Below are 15800 nucleotides of genomic sequence, written 5' to 3'. Positions count from 1 at the left end.
GGACAGCACACATGAGTATCCTCACTGAAAAGGCACCCTCGTTTGTCAGGGAAATCGCCCCGTATCGCGCAGGCAAGCCTGCCGCTGAGCTGGTTCGTGAACTGGGTTTGAACCCAGAGACCGTGGTGAAGCTTGCATCCAATGAGAATCCACTTGGACTGGGCGAAAAAGCCAAGGTTGCCATCGCACAGGCTGCACTTGACTTGGGCCGCTACCCGGACGCCAACGGCTTTTCACTGAAACGTAAACTCAGTGAAAGGCATGGCGTGGCAGCCGAGCAAATCACGCTTGGCAACGGCTCGAATGACATTCTGGAGTTGGCTGCCAAGGCGTTTTTGAAAGCCGGGTCCAATTCCGTGTTTTCACAATATGCGTTTGCCGTGTATCCACTTGCGACGCAGGGGTGTGGTGCACAGGCCAAGGTGGTGCCGGCCTTGAATTATGGCCACGATCTGGACGCATTCCTGGCCACGATCGATGAAAACACCCGGGTGGTTTTTGTAGCCAATCCGAACAATCCAACCGGCACATTTTTGACAGAAAAACAACTGCTGGCATTTCTGGAAAAGGCGCCCTCGGATGTCTTGATTGTGTTGGACGAGGCCTACAACGAGTTTCTTGAAACCGATCAGCAATACGACGCCACGCAGTGGATTACGCGTTTCCCCAACCTTCTGGTGTCGCGCAGTTTCTCCAAGGCCTATGGTTTGGCGGGTCTGCGGGTCGGCTACAGTGTGTCTTCTTCAGAGGTTGCAGACCTGATGAACCGGGTTCGGCAGCCTTTCAATGTCAACTCCATTGCCCTTGCTGCGGCGGAGGCCGCGCTGGACGACGCCGCGTTTCTCAAAAAGACATTCGAGCTAAACCGGGAAGGTCGCGCAGTGCTGACGCAAGGTCTTCAAGCCCTTGGGCTCGAAGTGCTTCCTTCAGCAGGTAATTTTGTCTTGGTGAAAGTGGGCACTGCGGACAACGCGGGCGCTTTGGTGTTTGACGCCTTGCAACGTCGAGGCGTGATTGTGCGCCCTGTCGGCAATTATGGCCTGCCACAGTGGTTGCGTATTTCAGTGGGTCTACCTGCTGAAAATGCACGTTTGCTGGCTGAAATGCCCCACGCGCTGGCTGTGCTGGATCAGGCATGAACAAGGAGGCCAGTCCAATTTTCAAGAACATGCTGGCAATTGGTGTGGGTCTGATCGGAGGCTCCGTTTGCCTGTCTGCGCGCAAGCGTGGTTTGGTTCGCCATGTTCTGGGGTTCTCTCGGCGTCTTGAAACCACGCATGAAGCCCTGCGCTTGGGCTTGGTGGATGAATGCATCACCGGCCCCGGTGATTTCAACTTGAGAAACGTCGACGCCGTGGTCTTGTCTATTCCTGTGCAGCAATATCGCAAGGTTTTGATGGATTTCTTACCGGTATTGCCGGCCAGTTGTCTGATATTTGATGCGGGCAGCACAAAAACAGACGTGCAAGCTGTGGTCGACGAGCTGGATCTGCAGTTTCCGGGCTTGAGATCGCGGTTTGTGGGTGTTCATCCCATTGCCGGTGGCGAGAAGCAGGGGCCATCTGCAGCCAGCCCTGACCTCTTTGTGGATCGCAATTGCATCGTTTGTGCGTCAGATGCCGTGTCGGAAGGCACCGTGGCCAAAGTTGAAAGCTTCTGGAACGCCATGGGTGCCCGGCTCAGTCGAATGAACCCCGCAGACCATGACGACATGTTTGGTGCGGTCAGTCACCTGCCGCATTTTTTGGCGTTTGCCTACGTGGCTGCATTGCTCGATACACCCAATGGGGAGCGTTTCATGTTGGAAGGGGGCGCTGGTTTTCGGGATTTCACTCGAATTGCTGCCAGTTCGCCCGAAATGTGGGCTGATATCTTTCAAAACAACGCCACTGCAATGCTTCGTTCTTTGAGTGCGTTTGAATCGACGATTGCCGACTTGCGTCATGCCATTGAGCAGGGCAATCGTTCAGAAATAGAAAAGACCCTGACCAGGGCCTCGGTCTTCCGAAAAAACTGGACGCAGGCCTGACTGTAAGGTCAGGCGGCGCTTTTTACGACGCCAGCATCAACGTGGCCAACTTCCACTGACAAACGAGTCAGGTTGGCCTGTTTTCTCAACCAGTCTTCCAGCGTCTGGAGTTCGCTTTGTATCCGCTGAATTTGGATGGGTTCGCTGACGCCGTAGCAATCTTCATTGCGAACGATGGTAGCGACCCGATCGGCCAGTGCCTGCCAGTGCGTTTCACTGGGATTGGACAGATCGACATTCAGTGAGCCCACTGCAATGTTGATTAGATCGGGTGTGAAAAGTGTTGTGAAAGAGGGCACGATTTCACCGGGCACCACAAAGAGAAAACGTTCAGCCTGCAAAGTCAGTGAGCCGTCTTCAACAGACTCCAGCCAGTCGAAATAGGCATGTTGCGATAGTTGTGAATGCATGTCTTCCCCCTGGCGCGATTTAAATCGTCTACCCGTATAATGCTCCCAAACTGGTGGTAATAACTACCCCTCAATTGTGGTTAGATTCTGGATCTTATATGTCTTACTTGAACCTTACAGAATTTCATGTCGCGAGTACAGCCCGAATGTCTGGCCTGGCCCGGGTACCCGGCGACAAGTCGATCTCCCACCGATCAATCATGATGGGCTCACTGGCCGACGGTGTAACTGACATCGAAGGATTTCTGGAAGGCGAAGACGCGCTTGCCACTATGAACGCATTTCGTGCCATGGGGGTTTACATCGAAGGTCCAGATCAAGGTCGGGTGCGGGTTCACGGAGTCGGCTTGCATGGTTTGAAAGCGCCAACTGCACCGTTGGACTGCGGCAATTCGGGCACTTCGATGCGACTGATTGCCGGCCTGATGAGTGGTCAGCGTTTTGACGTGACACTGATTGGCGATGAAAGCCTGAGCAAGCGACCCATGAAGCGAGTGATCGATCCCCTGACTCTGATGGGGGTGCGGGTGGAGGCCGGCGAGGGCAGTCGCCCTCCGCTCCATATTCATGGCAAAGGGGCCGTTAAGGCCATTGATTATTCACTGCCGATGGCCTCTGCGCAGGTCAAAAGCTGCGTGTTGCTTGCCGGATTGTACGCCGATGGCGTCACCACTGTGACCGAGCCAGCGGTCACTCGCGACCACACCGAACGCATGCTTCGCGGATTTGGTGTGGATGTAAAAACCGAAGGCAGTACGGTTCGATTGCAGGGCGGGCAAACTCTTAAAGCCTGCAAGATCGATGTGCCGTCCGACGTGTCTTCGGCGGCTTTTTTCATGGTTGCCGCGTCCATTTGTGAAAATGCAGACATTACGCTGAAGCATGTAGGGCTGAACCCCACTCGAGCTGGCGTGATTGACATTCTGTTGGCCATGGGGGCGAACATCGAGTTGTCGAATCACGCCACAATTGGCGGCGAGCCAGTTGCCGATGTGCGCGTGCGCAGTGCGAAGTTGAAAGGCATTCGCATTCCTGAACATCTGGTGCCAATTGCCATTGACGAGTTTCCCGTGTTGTTTGTCGCAGCGGCCAACGCAGTTGGCGAAACCGTGCTCACTGGTGCTGAAGAACTTCGCGTCAAAGAGTCTGACCGGATTGCGGTGATGGCCAACGGGTTACAGGCTTGCGGTGTCAATGCCCAGCCGACCGAAGATGGCATGATTATTCAGGGCCTTGGCTACAAATCCGGGCTTCGTTATCAAGGCACAGTCATTGAATCCCAAGGCGACCACCGGATTGCCATGTCGTTTGCTGTGGCTGCCATTCGGGCTGAGGGCACCATGCGGATTCGGGGCGCTCAGACGGTGGACACCTCGTTTCCCGGCTTTGTCACTTTGGCAAGCCAGTTGGGCTTGAATATCTCGGCAGTCAAGGGGCGGGCATGATGGATCATTCCATTCCCGTGATCGCCATCGATGGCCCCACTGCTTCTGGCAAAGGAACCATTGCTGGCCGAGTTGCCCGCGAGTTGGGCTATAACTATCTCGACAGCGGTGCCATCTATCGCGTTTTGGCTGTGGCGGCGTTGGCGCACGGTCTGTTCCCTGAAAGCGAATCCGATTTGCGCAAGCTTGATGCCTTGGCGGCCTCTTTGCCTGTCGAATTCAGGGCTGATCGTATTTATTTGGGCGGAAAGGACGTCACTGAGTCCATCCGATCCGAAGAGGCTGGAACCATGGCGTCCAGATTGGCTGTCATTCCATCCTTGCGTGGGCATTTGCTGCAGCGCCAGCGAGACTTTCGCCGTGGATCTGGCTTGGTGGCCGATGGGCGTGACATGGGGTCTGTGGTGTTTCCTGACGCGGCGCTCAAGGTGTTCCTAACTGCCTCGGCCCAAACGCGCGCCGAGCGCAGGCACCGGCAACTGATTGAGCGGGGTGAGTCGGCTGATCTGGCTGTCATTCTTGCTGATTTGCAGGCCAGAGACAAGCGTGACACTGAAAGGGCGGTGGCGCCCTTGAAACCCTGTGAGGGGGCACACGTGTTGGATTGCTCCGACATGTCGATCGATGAGGTGGTCAACACGGTCAAGGCCTGGTATTTAAAGGCTTGATGCCTAAAGGTTTTCTTGCTATCATCTTGACCCTTGCAGTACCCGTTTTGTCCTGAGAACTTTCAGGGCACAAAGCCGCCGGACCCAAAGCAGGGAAAGGCGTTTAACAACTCCGCTTCGCATCCCGCGAGAGCGTGTACATTCTCAAATTTATGACCGATAACGCAACAAACCGAGCCACGGAAAGTTTTGAAGCACTTTTCGAGGAAAGCCTGTCCCGCCAAGAAATGCGCATTGGCGAAGTCATTACGGCTGAAGTCGTCCGTGTGGATTACAACTACGTTGTAGTCAATGCAGGGCTGAAATCTGAAAGTTACATCCCCCTGGAAGAATTCAAGGACGACCACGGCAACGTGGAAGTGAATCCAGGTGACTTCATTTCCGTGGCCATCGAGGCACTGGAAGATGGATACGGCGAGACACGCCTGTCACGTGACAAGGCCAAACGCCTGTCCGCATGGCTGAATCTTGAGCAAGCCCTGGAATCCGGCGAGTTGGTTACCGGTACGATCACTGGCAAGGTCAAAGGTGGCCTTACTGTCATGGTCAACAGCATTCGCGCTTTCTTGCCTGGCTCACTGGTAGACGTGCGTCCTGTTAAAGACACCACCCCATTTGAAGGCAAAACCCTGGAATTCAAGGTTATCAAGCTGGATCGCAAGCGCAACAACGTTGTGCTGTCACGCCGTGCTGTGGTTGAGGCCACCATGGGTGAAGAGCGCGAGAAGCTTCTGTCCAACCTGCAGGAAGGTTCAGTGGTCAAGGGTATCGTCAAGAACATCACCGACTACGGTGCGTTCGTGGACCTCGGCGGTATCGACGGTCTGCTGCACATCACCGACCTGGCATGGCGCCGTGTTCGCCATCCGTCCGAGGTGTTGACTGTTGGCGAAGAGATCGAAGCCAAAGTACTGAAGTTCGATCAGGACAAGAACCGCGTGTCCCTGGGTGTGAAGCAGCTTGGCGACGATCCATGGATCGGTTTGTCACGTCGTTACCCCGCACAGACCCGCTTGTTCGGCAAAGTCACCAACATCACCGATTACGGTGCGTTTGTTGAAGTTGAGCAGGGCATCGAAGGTTTGGTTCACGTGTCTGAAATGGACTGGACCAACAAAAACGTGGATCCCAAGAAAGTGGTTACTCTGGGTGATGAAGTGGAAGTCATGGTTCTGGAGATCGACGAAGATCGTCGTCGTATCAGCTTGGGCATGAAGCAGTGTCTGCCAAACCCATGGGAAGACTTCTCCACCAACTTCAAGAAAGGCGACAAAGTGTCTGGCGCCATCAAGTCAATCACCGACTTTGGCGTGTTCATCGGTCTGCCTGGTGGCATCGATGGATTGGTACACCTGTCCGACTTGTCTTGGAACGAAACAGGCGAAGAGGCTGTTCGTCGCTTCAAGAAAGGCGACGAAGTTGAGGCACTGGTATTGGCCATCGACACAGAGCGTGAGCGCATCAGCCTGGGTATCAAGCAACTGTCTGGCGATCCTTTCACCGTATTCGCGTCTTCCAATGACCGCGGAAGCATGGTGACCGGTACTGTGAAGTCAGTGGACGCCAAGGGCGTGGTTGTTGATCTGGGCGACGACGTTGAAGGCTACCTGCGCGCATCTGAAATTTCCACAGACCGCGTGGAAGATGCTCGCAACGTCTACAAAGACGGCGACTCAGTGACCGCCATGGTATTGAACGTGGATCGCAAGAGTCGTTCAATCAGCTTGTCCATCAAGGCGAAAGACCAGATTGACACCGACGAGGCAATGAAGAAGATTGCCGAGGAAAGTGCTGGTTCTGCTGGTACAACCAGCCTGGGTGCATTGCTCAAGGCCAAGTTGAACAACCAGTAATTCGTGCTTTGAATCAGGGCGCTTTGCTTCATACGGGTAAAGCGCCCTTTTTTGCCTTCGTACCATGACAAAATCAGAACTTATCAATCAGTTGGTCAAGCGTTTCCCAAAGTTGCCGGTGCGTGACACGGACTTCGCTGTGAAAAGCATTCTGGACACCATGTCCCAGTCTCTGGCTGAAGGGCAGCGTATTGAGATCCGCGGATTTGGCAGCTTCTCGCTGACCAAGCGTCCCCAGCGGGTCGGTAGAAATCCAAAATCCGGAGAGCAGGTTGTTGTGCCGGAAAAGCGGGTGCCGCACTTTAAGCCGGGCAAAGAGCTTCGCGAGCGAGTTGATTTATACTCCAAGTCTAAGGACTGAATCGGACCATTCACTGTGTTAGCCCGGCTGTTGTAGGGTGTAATATTGGCCGATTCAAACGCGCCAAGTTTTATAACTACAATGAGGGGCCACACGGTGAAAATTCTTTCCTGGTGCATACGCATTGCACTCTTTCTTCTGGTTCTTGTTTTCTCTGTTCGAAACACCGAATTGGTGACTGTTAACTGGGCGCCAGGTCTTGCGACCCAGGCGCCTTTGGTGTTGGCACTACTCGGTGCCTTTTTGCTGGGTGCTGTGTTTGCCTGGTTAATGCTGCTGCCGTCTTGGTGGAAAGCCAAACGCAACGCCACTGTTGCCAACAAAGCCTTGGCCAAGGCCGAGAAATCGGTTTCTTCCAATCCATCACAAACCCCTGTGCAAGCGGGTGCACCCGATGAAAATCTGCTGGCCCTGCCAATAGGACCCACCCATGGAGTTTGAAGCGTGGTGGTTGCTGATCATCCCCTTGTTGTTCAGTTTAGGGTGGTTTGCAGCACGTCTTGAAAACAGAGACAACAAATCAAGACAAGGTCAATTGCCAGCCTCCTATTTCAAAGGCGTCAATTTTCTGTTGAGTGAACAGCCGGACAAGGCCATCGATGCCTTTCTGGAAGTGGCTTCTGTGGACACCAATACCGTTGAGCTGCATTTTGCGCTTGCAAACCTGTTTCGCAAAAAGGGTGAAATCGACCGGGCGATTCGTGTGCATCAGTTTTTGACAAGCCGGGAACAGATCCAAGGGGCAGACCGCGAAAGGGCCACTTACGAACTGGGTGTTGACTTTTTGAGGGCTGGTATCCTGGATCGTGCTGAAAATGCGTTTTGCAGCCTCGCCAACACAGACTTGAAGGCAGAGGCGGCCAGGCAACTTCTGGAGCTGTACGAACTTGAAAAAGCGTGGGACAGAGCGATTGAGCAAGCCCATATTCTTCGTCAGTTTGGTGCTGAAGTGCCTGTGGGAGACATTGCGCACTTTTATTGTGAACTGGCCAGTCAGGAACTTGAGGCTGGCAAGGCTGAACAGGCGCGTCAGCACCTTGAGAACGCGCTGGAGACAGAGCCTTCCAGCGTACGCGCTTCGCTGATGCTGGGAGAAATTTATTTTGCCCAGGGTGCATTTGAAGAGGCGATTGATCAATGGCGCAATGCCGAGCGACAAAACCCTTGGTACTTGCCGCTGGTGGGTCCCAAAATGTGGGAGGCCTATGTCCGACTGGATCGCAGGCAGGCTGGTTTTGCCGCCATTCAGGATTATTGCCGGAAATACCCGTCGATTGATCTCTTGCTGGTCCTTGTCAAGGCTGCCGAGGATTTGCAGGGCGCAAGCGCTGCCTTTGAACTGCTTCGCGACGAGGTGAGATCGCGTCCGAGCCTGCTTGGCTTGGACAAGCTACTGGAACATCAATTGAAAGGCGGCATGGATGACGATCGAGGTCAGGATTTGAGGCTGACACGTGAGCTCATCGCCAAGCACACACAACGGCTTGAGCGTTACAGATGCCAGTCCTGTGGGTTCCAGGCGCGCAAATTTTATTGGCAGTGCCCCGGTTGTGCCAGCTGGGACTCGATTGTTCCTCGCAGGGCTGAGGAACTTGATTTTTACCCTGTTTCCTGAGGATAGAGATGTCTGTCAAAGACCGTTTTTCCGGTGCCCGAATTTTGGTGGTTGGGGATGTCATGCTGGATCGCTACTGGTTTGGTGATGTCGAGCGCATTTCACCCGAGGCACCCGTGCCAGTGGTTCTTGTGGGCAAGAAAGAAGAGCGATTGGGGGGAGCGGCCAACGTGGCCCTGAATGCAAGCTCACTGGGGGCCAGTATTGGTTTGATGGGTGTTGTGGGCGACGACGAACCCGGCAGGCAAGTGGAAACCTTGTTGGCGCAAAGTGGGGTCCGGTCACAACTTTTAAAGGATCCCCTGTTTCCCACCACGGTGAAGTTGCGCGTGATTGCCCGCCAGCAACAGCTGGTTCGAATTGATTTTGAAGAAAGGCCAAGCCCTGAGCACCTGTCCACCAAACTCGATTTGTTTGATCAGGCTTTGCCCACTTGCGATGTGGTGGTGTTTTCTGATTATGGCAAGGGGGCCTTGGAGCATGTCGCGGACATGATTGAACGCGCACGCAAGGCCGGTAAAACCACGCTGGTCGACCCCAAAGGGGACGATTACAACAAGTACATGGGGGCTTCAGTCTTAACGCCCAACCGAGCCGAATTCAAGCAGGTGATGGGCGGCTGGAAAACCGAAGCACAATTGCACGAAAAGGCCCACAGTTTGCGGGAGCGATTGAATGTTGGAGCCTTGTTGCTGACGCGATCCGAGGAGGGCATGACGCTGTTCAATCAGGATGGGGTGTTTCATGTTCCTGCACAAGCGCGCGAGGTGTTTGATGTGTCAGGAGCGGGCGACACGGTGATCGCCACATTGGCCTGTGGTCTGGGTGCGGGTTTGTCCATCCAAGACAGCGTGACCCTGGCCAACCGTGCCGGTGGCGTGGTCGTTGGCAAGCTGGGTACAGCAGTCATTCTGCCCGAAGAACTAGAGATTCAGTAAGGACAAGTAATCATGAAAGTAATTGTGACCGGCGCCGCCGGCTTTATTGGCAGCAACCTGGTGAAGGCACTGAACAACCGCGGCATTACGGATGTGGTGGCGGTGGACAACCTGACCAAGGGTGACAAGTTTTTGAATCTGGTGGATTGCGAGATATCCGATTATCTCGACAAGAATGAATTTCTCGAATTGATCAAAAATGGTGCGTTTTCGCATGCGGATGCCATTTTTCACGAGGGTGCCTGTTCAGACACCATGGAGCACAATGGCAACTACATGATGGCCAACAACTTCAAATACACGCAGGCGGTGTTTGATTGGGCCCAGAAACATCACGTGCACATGTTGTATGCCTCATCGGCTGCGGTGTACGGCGGCAGCAGCGAGTTTGTCGAAAGTCGTGAGGTTGAGGCGCCCCTGAATGTTTATGGGTATTCCAAGTTTTTGTTTGATCAGGTGCTAAGGCGGCAATTGCAGCTGGGTTTGACTGCGCCTGTTCATGGATTTCGCTACTTCAACGTGTATGGTGATCGCGAGCAGCACAAGGGGCGCATGGCCTCTGTGGCGTTTCACAACTTCAATCAGTTCAATGAATCCGGTGTTGTGAAGCTGTTTGGCCCGTACGGTGGTTGCGAGGCAGGCTGTCAGCAGCGCGATTTTGTGTCGATTGAAGATGTGGTGAAAGTCAATTTGCACTTCCTGGATCATCCTGAGGCCCCTTGGGGCGTCTACAACCTCGGGACGGGGCGTGCCCAAAATTTCAATGATGTGGCATTGACCACCTTGAATACGCTCAGGCGTTCGCGGGGGGATGCAAGTTTGACGCTCGGTGAAGCGGTTGGGCAAGGGCACATTCAGTATATTGAATTTCCAGAAGCCTTGAAAGGCAAGTATCAATGTTTTACGCAAGCCGATCTGACCCGGTTGCGCGCGGCCGGTTACGCGGGTGATTTCTACTCAGTGGAAGAAGGTGTGCAGCGTTATGTCGAACGACTGATTAAGAAATACACCAAGTAAATGAACTAAATTTTTTGGGGAGCCACTTATTCTACGTTGGTTGCATCGTGTACTTGACACGACAAACTTGAATGAAGCGTGGTTGTTTTGTGAATTTCAAGCTAGGCCAATGATTCACCGAATTGGTTTGTTCTCTTACAAATTCATGAGGTGAGTGTCTCTGTCTCCTCAAGCCCTGTTTAAACCCGCCCCAGTGGCGGGTTTTTTTTAGCCTGCATATCCTGCCAGATAGAGTTGCACCAGCACGGCCAGTGAACTCATTAAGGCGATGGTTCCTACGCTTAAGCTCAGAATGACCGCGATGATTACCAGTGGTGTTGTTTGCGATTTCGGGGCTGCAATGTTTGAATTGAAGCGCGCGTTAAACTGCGGGTCTGGCATTAACCCGAATCGCATGGCGTCTACCCAGCCGGCAAATGCCGATAGTGGAAAGCACACCACATACCAAATCCAGCGTTTGTTGTTGCGCATGTAGATCCAGTGCCCGCCCGCAAAGCCGGTCAGCAATGCCAGCCAGCAAAAGACAAGTTTGGATTTCGGAGCTGTTTGAGGAGTTTGGGTCATTGGTTTGCAATTTAACTTGTGTGAACGAGAACTGACCGATATAATAGCGGGTTATCGCATTGTGTGCCTTTAACCCACTTGAAGCAAATCGGCTGGGCACGCATGGTAGGCAAACACTGACACAATGCCGGCGGTTTTTACCTTGACCTGTTTTGGGTAAATGCTGAGGCAACATTTTCATAGAGGTTAATATGGTCGTCATTCGACTTGCACGGGGCGGTTCAAAAAAGCGTCCTTTCTACAGCGTGGTTGCAGCTGATTCCCGCAGCCGCCGTGATGGTCGTTTTATCGAACGCATCGGTTTTTACAACCCAATGGCTCCGGAAAGCACGGAAGGCCTGCGCATCGCCATGGATCGTTTGACTTACTGGCAAGGCGTTGGTGCCCAGCTGTCATCCACCGTTGAGCGCTTGGTCGGCGAATACAGCAAGAAACAGGCTGCTTGATTCGACTGTCTTTGCAGTATCCTGAAAGTCCGTGGGCATTCTGTGCTCGCGGGCTTTTTGTTTTTTTGACACAGCAGCTGTGAATTTGAAGCCATGACGCCACCAGATGATCTCGTTGAGTTGGGTCGTATTAACGAGCCCTATGGCCTGAAAGGCTGGGTGAATGTGTTTCCCGACACAGAAGACCCAGCGGTTTTGTTGAAAGCTAGCAGCTGGTGGATATCCAGACTTCGGGCACAAGGGGCTGATTCTGGTGCGGTGCGCAAAGCTTTAATTGCCCCCGACGACCTTGAGTTTGAGTTGTTTCGGGTACTTGCAGTCAAGCGGCATGCCGGGCGTTTGGTCGCCCATCTGGAAGGCATTGAGTCCCGTGAACTTGCACAATCCATGAAAGGGCGGCGGGTGTACGTGCCTCGGTCCCGGTTTCCGAAAGCCGAGGATGGAGAATATTACTGGGTTGATTTAATCGGATGTGCGGTCACCAGCACCTTGGGCAATGCGTTGGGCGTGGTCAAGGCTGTCATTGACCATGGTGCCCATGCCATATTGATCGTGACGCGTGCCGACAGAAAGGACGATCTTTTGATTCCGTTTGTCCAAGCGTATGTTTCAGAGGTGACGCTGACTGAGAAGCGAATTGTGGCTGATTGGGAGGACGACTACCTTTGAGCACTCAGACAGCCCCCCGCTTTGACGTGATCACCATTTTTCCAGATCAGTTTCCGGCGCTGGTTGAACTGGGCGTGGTGGGGCGAGCGCAAAAAAAAGGCTTGCTAAGCCTGAAGTGCTGGAATCCGCGCGATTTCACCGACGATCCCCATCGCACCATTGACGACAGGCCTTACGGCGGAGGCCCCGGCATGGTGATGCTGGCAGAGCCATTGGTTCGTTGTCTGCAAGCCATCCGTAGAGAGCGGGGGGACGATGCAAAGCTCGTTTATTTAACACCGCATGGCCCTTTGCTGAAGCAGACCGAAATTCGCGCTTTGAAGGCGCAATCCGCCGGTGCCATTTTCTTGTGTGGTCGTTATGAGGGGGTAGACCAGCGGTTTATCGACTCCTACGTCGATGCCACTTTTTGTCTGGGTGATTTTGTGTTGTCAGGCGGGGAATTGGCTGTGGCGTGCATGATTGATGCCTGGGTCCGACTCCTGCCGGATGTTCTGAATCACGCCCTCTCGGCGGTGGAAGAATCATTTGAAAGTGGTTTGCTGGATTGCCCGCACTACACTCGTCCGGAAGTCTTTGAAAATATTTCAGTTCCGGAGGTGCTTTTGTCTGGAAATCATGGCAAAATAGCGGGCTGGCGTTTTGAGAAGTCTCTTGAATACACCAGAAAATTTCGTCCCGACCTGCTTGCAGACTATGAATCGGTGAATAACACGGGTTCAAGCGGTGGCAAAAAGGTTTGATTATTTAATTCATCCTCTGGCGGCAAACCACCTGGCTTTCGGGCCAAGCATTCGAAATGGCCGTGAATGATGCATGGAGCTTGTTATGAATTTGATTCAACAATTGGAGCAGGAAGAGATTGCTCGTTTGGGCAAAGAAATCCCTTCTTTTGCACCTGGTGACACAGTCGTTGTCAGCGTACGCGTGGTCGAGGGCAGTCGTTCTCGCTTGCAGGCCTACGAAGGCATCGTGATTGCAAAGCGCAACCGTGGTTTGAACTCCTCGTTCATCGTTCGCAAAATCTCTTCTGGCGAAGGTGTAGAGCGTACGTTTCAGCTGTACTCTCCACTGATTGAACAGATCGAAGTGAAGCGTCGTGGTGATGTTCGCCGTGCGAAGCTGTATTACCTCCGAGAGCGTTCAGGCAAGTCCGCACGCATCAAGGAAAAGTTGCCACAGCGCGTCAAGTAATTTGACCCTGTCAGGCAAACAAAAAAGCCGCCATGTCTGTGGCGGTTTTTTTTTTGAGCGATTGACTAGGAAAGCCACCAGGGCGTTTCTTCCGTCCAGCGACGGATGTGCCTTTGAGCCTGAGCACTGTCGGGGTTCATTTCTGTGGCGATGGTTCTGGCCTTTTGCAGCAAGGTTCGTTCTGTCATTGGGTCTGCATACCTCAGCATCGGCATTCCCGATTGTCGTTTACCCAGCAATTCCCCTGGTCCCCTGATTTCAAGGTCTTTTTCAGCCAGAAAGAAACCATCGTCGCTCTCATGCATGGCCTTCAGACGCGCTTTTGCGGTCGCTGAAAGTGGGTTGCCATAGAGCAGCACACACACGCTTTGATTCTCACCGCGCCCCACGCGACCGCGCAATTGGTGCAGTTGCGCCAGTCCAAATCGTTCGGCCTGATCAATCACCATCAGGCTGGCGTTGCCCACGTCGACCCCGACCTCAATGACAGTGGTTGAAACCAGCAGGTCGATGCCACCAGCACTGAATGCTTGCATGGTGGACTGCTTTTCTTTGCTGTCCTGTTTGCCATGCAGCAGGCCAATCCGGTGCTTTGGCAGCGCCTCAAGAAGGCCCTCGTAGGTGGCTTGCGCTGCCTGTAGATCGAGCTTTTCACTTTCCTCAATGAGTGGACACACCCAGTACACCTGTCGGCCCTGGTTGATTTCCAGTTCAATGGCTTGAATCAACTGATCACGTTTTCCTTGCGAAAGCAATTTGGTGATGATGGGTTTTCGCCCAGGTGGCTTTTCGTCCAGGTTGGAGACTGATAAGTCGGACAGATACGTTTGTGCAAGTGTGCGGGGAATGGGTGTGGCGCTCATCATGAGTTGATGGGCAAGATAACCTGGCGGGGCTTTTCGTATCAACTCCAGACGCTGTGCGACGCCAAATCGGTGCTGCTCATCCACAATGACCAAGGCGAGGCGATTGAACGCCACGGCTTCTTGCACCAGTGCGTGGGTGCCGATCACCACCTGGCAACTGCCATCCGCCAGCGAAGCCAACACCCTGTTTTTTTCGCTTTTCTTGAGGTTGCCCAGCAGCTTTGCACTGTGCACGTTCACTTTGTCCAGTAAGGGTTTCAACTTGAAGTAGTGCTGTTCGGCAAGCACCTCGGTGGGCGCAAGAATGGCTGCCTGTTTGCCATGTTCAACCGCAGTCAGGCAGGCCAGCGCGGCCACCAGGGTTTTTCCGCTGCCCACGTCGCCCTGCAACAGACGTTGCATGGGATAAGGTTTCGCCAGATCCTGTTGAATTTCAAGCAGGGCGCGCTGTTGGGCACCGGTCAATCGGAAGGGCAATTGCCTCAAAAACGCATTGATCAGATTGCTCTTGCCAATCGGCAGTGTTTCTGCCTTTTCCTGGGTTCGCTGCGTTCTGTAAACCTGAAGCAACAATTGCTGCGCCAGCAATTCGTCGACCTTGAGGCGCGTCCAGGCCGGGTGAGTTCTTTGGTTGAGGTCGAACAGCAAATGAGGCTCGGCCTCGCCATGCAGCGTGTTCAGTGCCTCATTCAGAGGCATTAATCCATGTGCCTTGCACTGCTGTTCGGTGAGCGTGTCTTCAAAGCAGGCCCTTGGCAGCTTTTTCATCCATGCCCGCCACTGCGCCTGTTTCAGTTGCCCAGTGCTTGGGTAAACGGGTTCCAGCTTTTGTACAGCTTGATTTGCGCTTGAAACGCTGGATTCTCCAATCTGCCCCAAACGACTGATTTTGATTTGTGGGTGCACGATTTCAAGACATCCATAGCTTTGTCGTATCTGTCCGCTGATCAGCAGCTGCGTGCCTTCTTCCAGCTTTTGAATCAAACCCGGGTAAAAATGAAGCCAGCGCAGAAGCAATTCTGTGTCGCCGTCTTGCACCCAGACTTTCAGTTGTTTGCGAGGCTGGTATTGCACTTCTTTGGCCATCACGGTGGCGTTCAGATTGACCTTCTGCCCAACCGTCAGTGAGTCCATGGCCGTCAGCGTGGCGTGGTCTTCAAATCGCAGTGGCAGGTGGAGGGCAAGACCCATCCAGTGTGAGGCGTGAAGAAGACCCCCTGCTTGTTCGCTGATGCTGCTTGGCAGGGGTTCCAGTTCGGGGAAAGACGGGTTAGATGACAAGTATGGCTTCAACTTCAAACCGCGCGCCCTTTGGCAGGCTGGCCACACCCACGGTGCTGCGGGCAGGGTAGGGTTGTGGCACGAATTCTTGCATGATCGCGTTGACTTCGGCGAATTCAGAAAGGTCGGTCAGAAAAAGGGTGAATTTAACCACGCTCGCCAAGCTGCCACCGGCCTTTTCTGCCACAGCTTTGAGATTGTTGAATGCCTGGCGGGCCTGCTCGGCGGTGCTTGGCCCCACCAGTTCGCCTGTGGAGGGGTTCAGACCAATCTGGCCGGATGTGTAAACCATGTTGCCCACTTGTACAGCTTGGCTGTAGGGGCCAATTGCCGCTGGGGCGCCGCTCGTTGAAACAATCCTTTTGCTGGTCATGTCTGTGTGTATTTGAATGCAAGAAGCTTGAAATGATAACGCTGTCTGAGTGAATTTCAGGCTTTGACTTG

Annotated in this window: 18 protein-coding genes; 14 read left to right on the top strand and 4 right to left on the bottom strand. The window is 53.6% G+C overall.

Annotation, left to right across the window (positions count from 1 at the left end; translation table 11 throughout):
* The first annotated feature begins 11 nt into the window (after window positions 1-11).
* Together hisC and QQJ87_RS05710 are read left to right on the top strand one after the other, a co-directional pair.
* The gene (hisC, locus tag QQJ87_RS05715) at window positions 12-1139 is read left to right on the top strand and encodes a histidinol-phosphate transaminase (protein WP_284280492.1); all 1128 of its coding nucleotides are present in this window, start codon (window positions 12-14) and stop codon (window positions 1137-1139) included.
* On the top strand, window positions 1136-2029 hold the full coding sequence (locus tag QQJ87_RS05710; RefSeq protein WP_284280491.1) for a prephenate dehydrogenase: 894 nt from the start codon (window positions 1136-1138) through the stop codon (window positions 2027-2029). The genes hisC and QQJ87_RS05710 overlap by 4 nt, the downstream gene beginning before the upstream one ends.
* A gap of 8 nt (window positions 2030-2037) precedes the next feature.
* Here QQJ87_RS05710 and QQJ87_RS05705 read toward each other — a convergent pair whose 3' ends face one another.
* Complete coding sequence (locus tag QQJ87_RS05705) at window positions 2038-2439, bottom strand: hypothetical protein (RefSeq protein WP_284280490.1); 402 nt, start codon at window positions 2437-2439, stop codon at window positions 2038-2040.
* Window positions 2440-2537: 98 nt separating this feature from the next.
* Here QQJ87_RS05705 and aroA point away from each other — a divergent pair, with 98 nt between their 5' ends.
* The 8 genes from aroA (at window position 2538) to rfaD (ending at window position 10336) form a co-directional block, all read left to right on the top strand.
* Window positions 2538-3884, top strand: coding sequence for a 3-phosphoshikimate 1-carboxyvinyltransferase (gene aroA, locus QQJ87_RS05700; protein ID WP_284280489.1), 1347 nt, complete (start codon window positions 2538-2540; stop codon window positions 3882-3884).
* Window positions 3881-4552: a (d)CMP kinase gene (gene cmk, locus QQJ87_RS05695; RefSeq protein ID WP_284280488.1), complete on the top strand. Its 672-nt coding sequence runs from the start codon at window positions 3881-3883 to the stop codon at window positions 4550-4552. The genes aroA and cmk overlap by 4 nt, the downstream gene beginning before the upstream one ends.
* 134 nt (window positions 4553-4686) lie before the next feature.
* The gene (rpsA, locus tag QQJ87_RS05690; protein WP_414674888.1) at window positions 4687-6405 is read left to right on the top strand and encodes a 30S ribosomal protein S1; all 1719 of its coding nucleotides are present in this window, start codon (window positions 4687-4689) and stop codon (window positions 6403-6405) included.
* Between the two features lie 64 nt (window positions 6406-6469).
* A complete protein-coding gene (locus QQJ87_RS05685) occupies window positions 6470-6766 on the top strand; it encodes an integration host factor subunit beta (protein ID WP_284280486.1) in 297 nt (98 codons plus the stop codon).
* A gap of 96 nt (window positions 6767-6862) precedes the next feature.
* Complete coding sequence (locus tag QQJ87_RS05680; RefSeq protein WP_284280485.1) at window positions 6863-7207, top strand: lipopolysaccharide assembly protein LapA domain-containing protein; 345 nt, start codon at window positions 6863-6865, stop codon at window positions 7205-7207.
* Window positions 7197-8381, top strand: a complete 1185-nt coding sequence (lapB, locus tag QQJ87_RS05675; RefSeq protein WP_284280484.1) for a lipopolysaccharide assembly protein LapB — start codon at window positions 7197-7199, stop codon at window positions 8379-8381. Before QQJ87_RS05680 ends, lapB begins: the two co-directional genes overlap by 11 nt.
* An 8-nt stretch (window positions 8382-8389) precedes the next feature.
* Window positions 8390-9319, top strand: a complete 930-nt coding sequence (gene rfaE1, locus QQJ87_RS05670; RefSeq protein WP_284280483.1) for a D-glycero-beta-D-manno-heptose-7-phosphate kinase — start codon at window positions 8390-8392, stop codon at window positions 9317-9319.
* Between the two features lie 12 nt (window positions 9320-9331).
* Window positions 9332-10336 carry an ADP-glyceromanno-heptose 6-epimerase gene (rfaD, locus tag QQJ87_RS05665; protein ID WP_284280482.1) on the top strand — a complete coding sequence of 335 codons (1005 nt, stop codon included), beginning with the start codon at window positions 9332-9334 and terminating at the stop codon, window positions 10334-10336.
* 207 nt (window positions 10337-10543) lie between these two features.
* Here the strand turns inward: rfaD and QQJ87_RS05660 are convergent, their stop codons facing one another.
* Window positions 10544-10900 carry an NINE protein gene (locus tag QQJ87_RS05660; RefSeq protein ID WP_284280481.1) on the bottom strand — a complete coding sequence of 119 codons (357 nt, stop codon included), beginning with the start codon at window positions 10898-10900 and terminating at the stop codon, window positions 10544-10546.
* A 191-nt stretch (window positions 10901-11091) separates the two neighbouring features.
* On the opposite strand from QQJ87_RS05660, the gene rpsP reads away from it, so the two are divergent.
* The 4 genes from rpsP to rplS all read left to right on the top strand — a co-directional run bounded on the left by rpsP (window position 11092) and on the right by rplS (window position 13209).
* Entirely contained in the window at window positions 11092-11346 is a 255-nt protein-coding gene (gene rpsP, locus QQJ87_RS05655; RefSeq protein WP_284280480.1) for a 30S ribosomal protein S16, read from the top strand.
* A gap of 93 nt (window positions 11347-11439) precedes the next feature.
* Window positions 11440-12015, top strand: coding sequence for a ribosome maturation factor RimM (gene rimM, locus QQJ87_RS05650; protein WP_284280479.1), 576 nt, complete (start codon window positions 11440-11442; stop codon window positions 12013-12015).
* Window positions 12012-12758 carry a tRNA (guanosine(37)-N1)-methyltransferase TrmD gene (gene trmD / locus QQJ87_RS05645; protein ID WP_284280478.1) on the top strand — a complete coding sequence of 249 codons (747 nt, stop codon included), beginning with the start codon at window positions 12012-12014 and terminating at the stop codon, window positions 12756-12758. Before rimM ends, trmD begins: the two co-directional genes overlap by 4 nt.
* An 85-nt stretch (window positions 12759-12843) precedes the next feature.
* Window positions 12844-13209, top strand: a complete 366-nt coding sequence (gene rplS / locus QQJ87_RS05640) for a 50S ribosomal protein L19 (protein ID WP_284280477.1) — start codon at window positions 12844-12846, stop codon at window positions 13207-13209.
* 65 nt (window positions 13210-13274) lie between these two features.
* On the opposite strand, the gene recG is transcribed toward rplS, so the two are convergent.
* Both recG and QQJ87_RS05630 read right to left on the bottom strand, forming a co-directional pair.
* The gene (gene recG, locus QQJ87_RS05635; RefSeq protein WP_284280476.1) at window positions 13275-15356 is read right to left on the bottom strand and encodes an ATP-dependent DNA helicase RecG; all 2082 of its coding nucleotides are present in this window, start codon (window positions 15354-15356) and stop codon (window positions 13275-13277) included.
* Window positions 15346-15729 (bottom strand): RidA family protein, encoded by a 384-nt coding sequence (locus tag QQJ87_RS05630; protein ID WP_284280475.1) that lies wholly within the window; start codon window positions 15727-15729, stop codon window positions 15346-15348. Before QQJ87_RS05630 ends, recG begins: the two co-directional genes overlap by 11 nt.
* Window positions 15730-15800 lie beyond the last annotated feature (71 nt).

The sequence above is a fragment of the Limnobacter litoralis genome, from assembly GCF_030160455.1.
In the GTDB taxonomy this organism is placed as follows: domain Bacteria; phylum Pseudomonadota; class Gammaproteobacteria; order Burkholderiales; family Burkholderiaceae_B; genus Limnobacter; species Limnobacter litoralis.
Note: the sequence above shows the minus strand (reverse complement) of the source record. Positions and strands in the feature narration are given on the sequence as shown.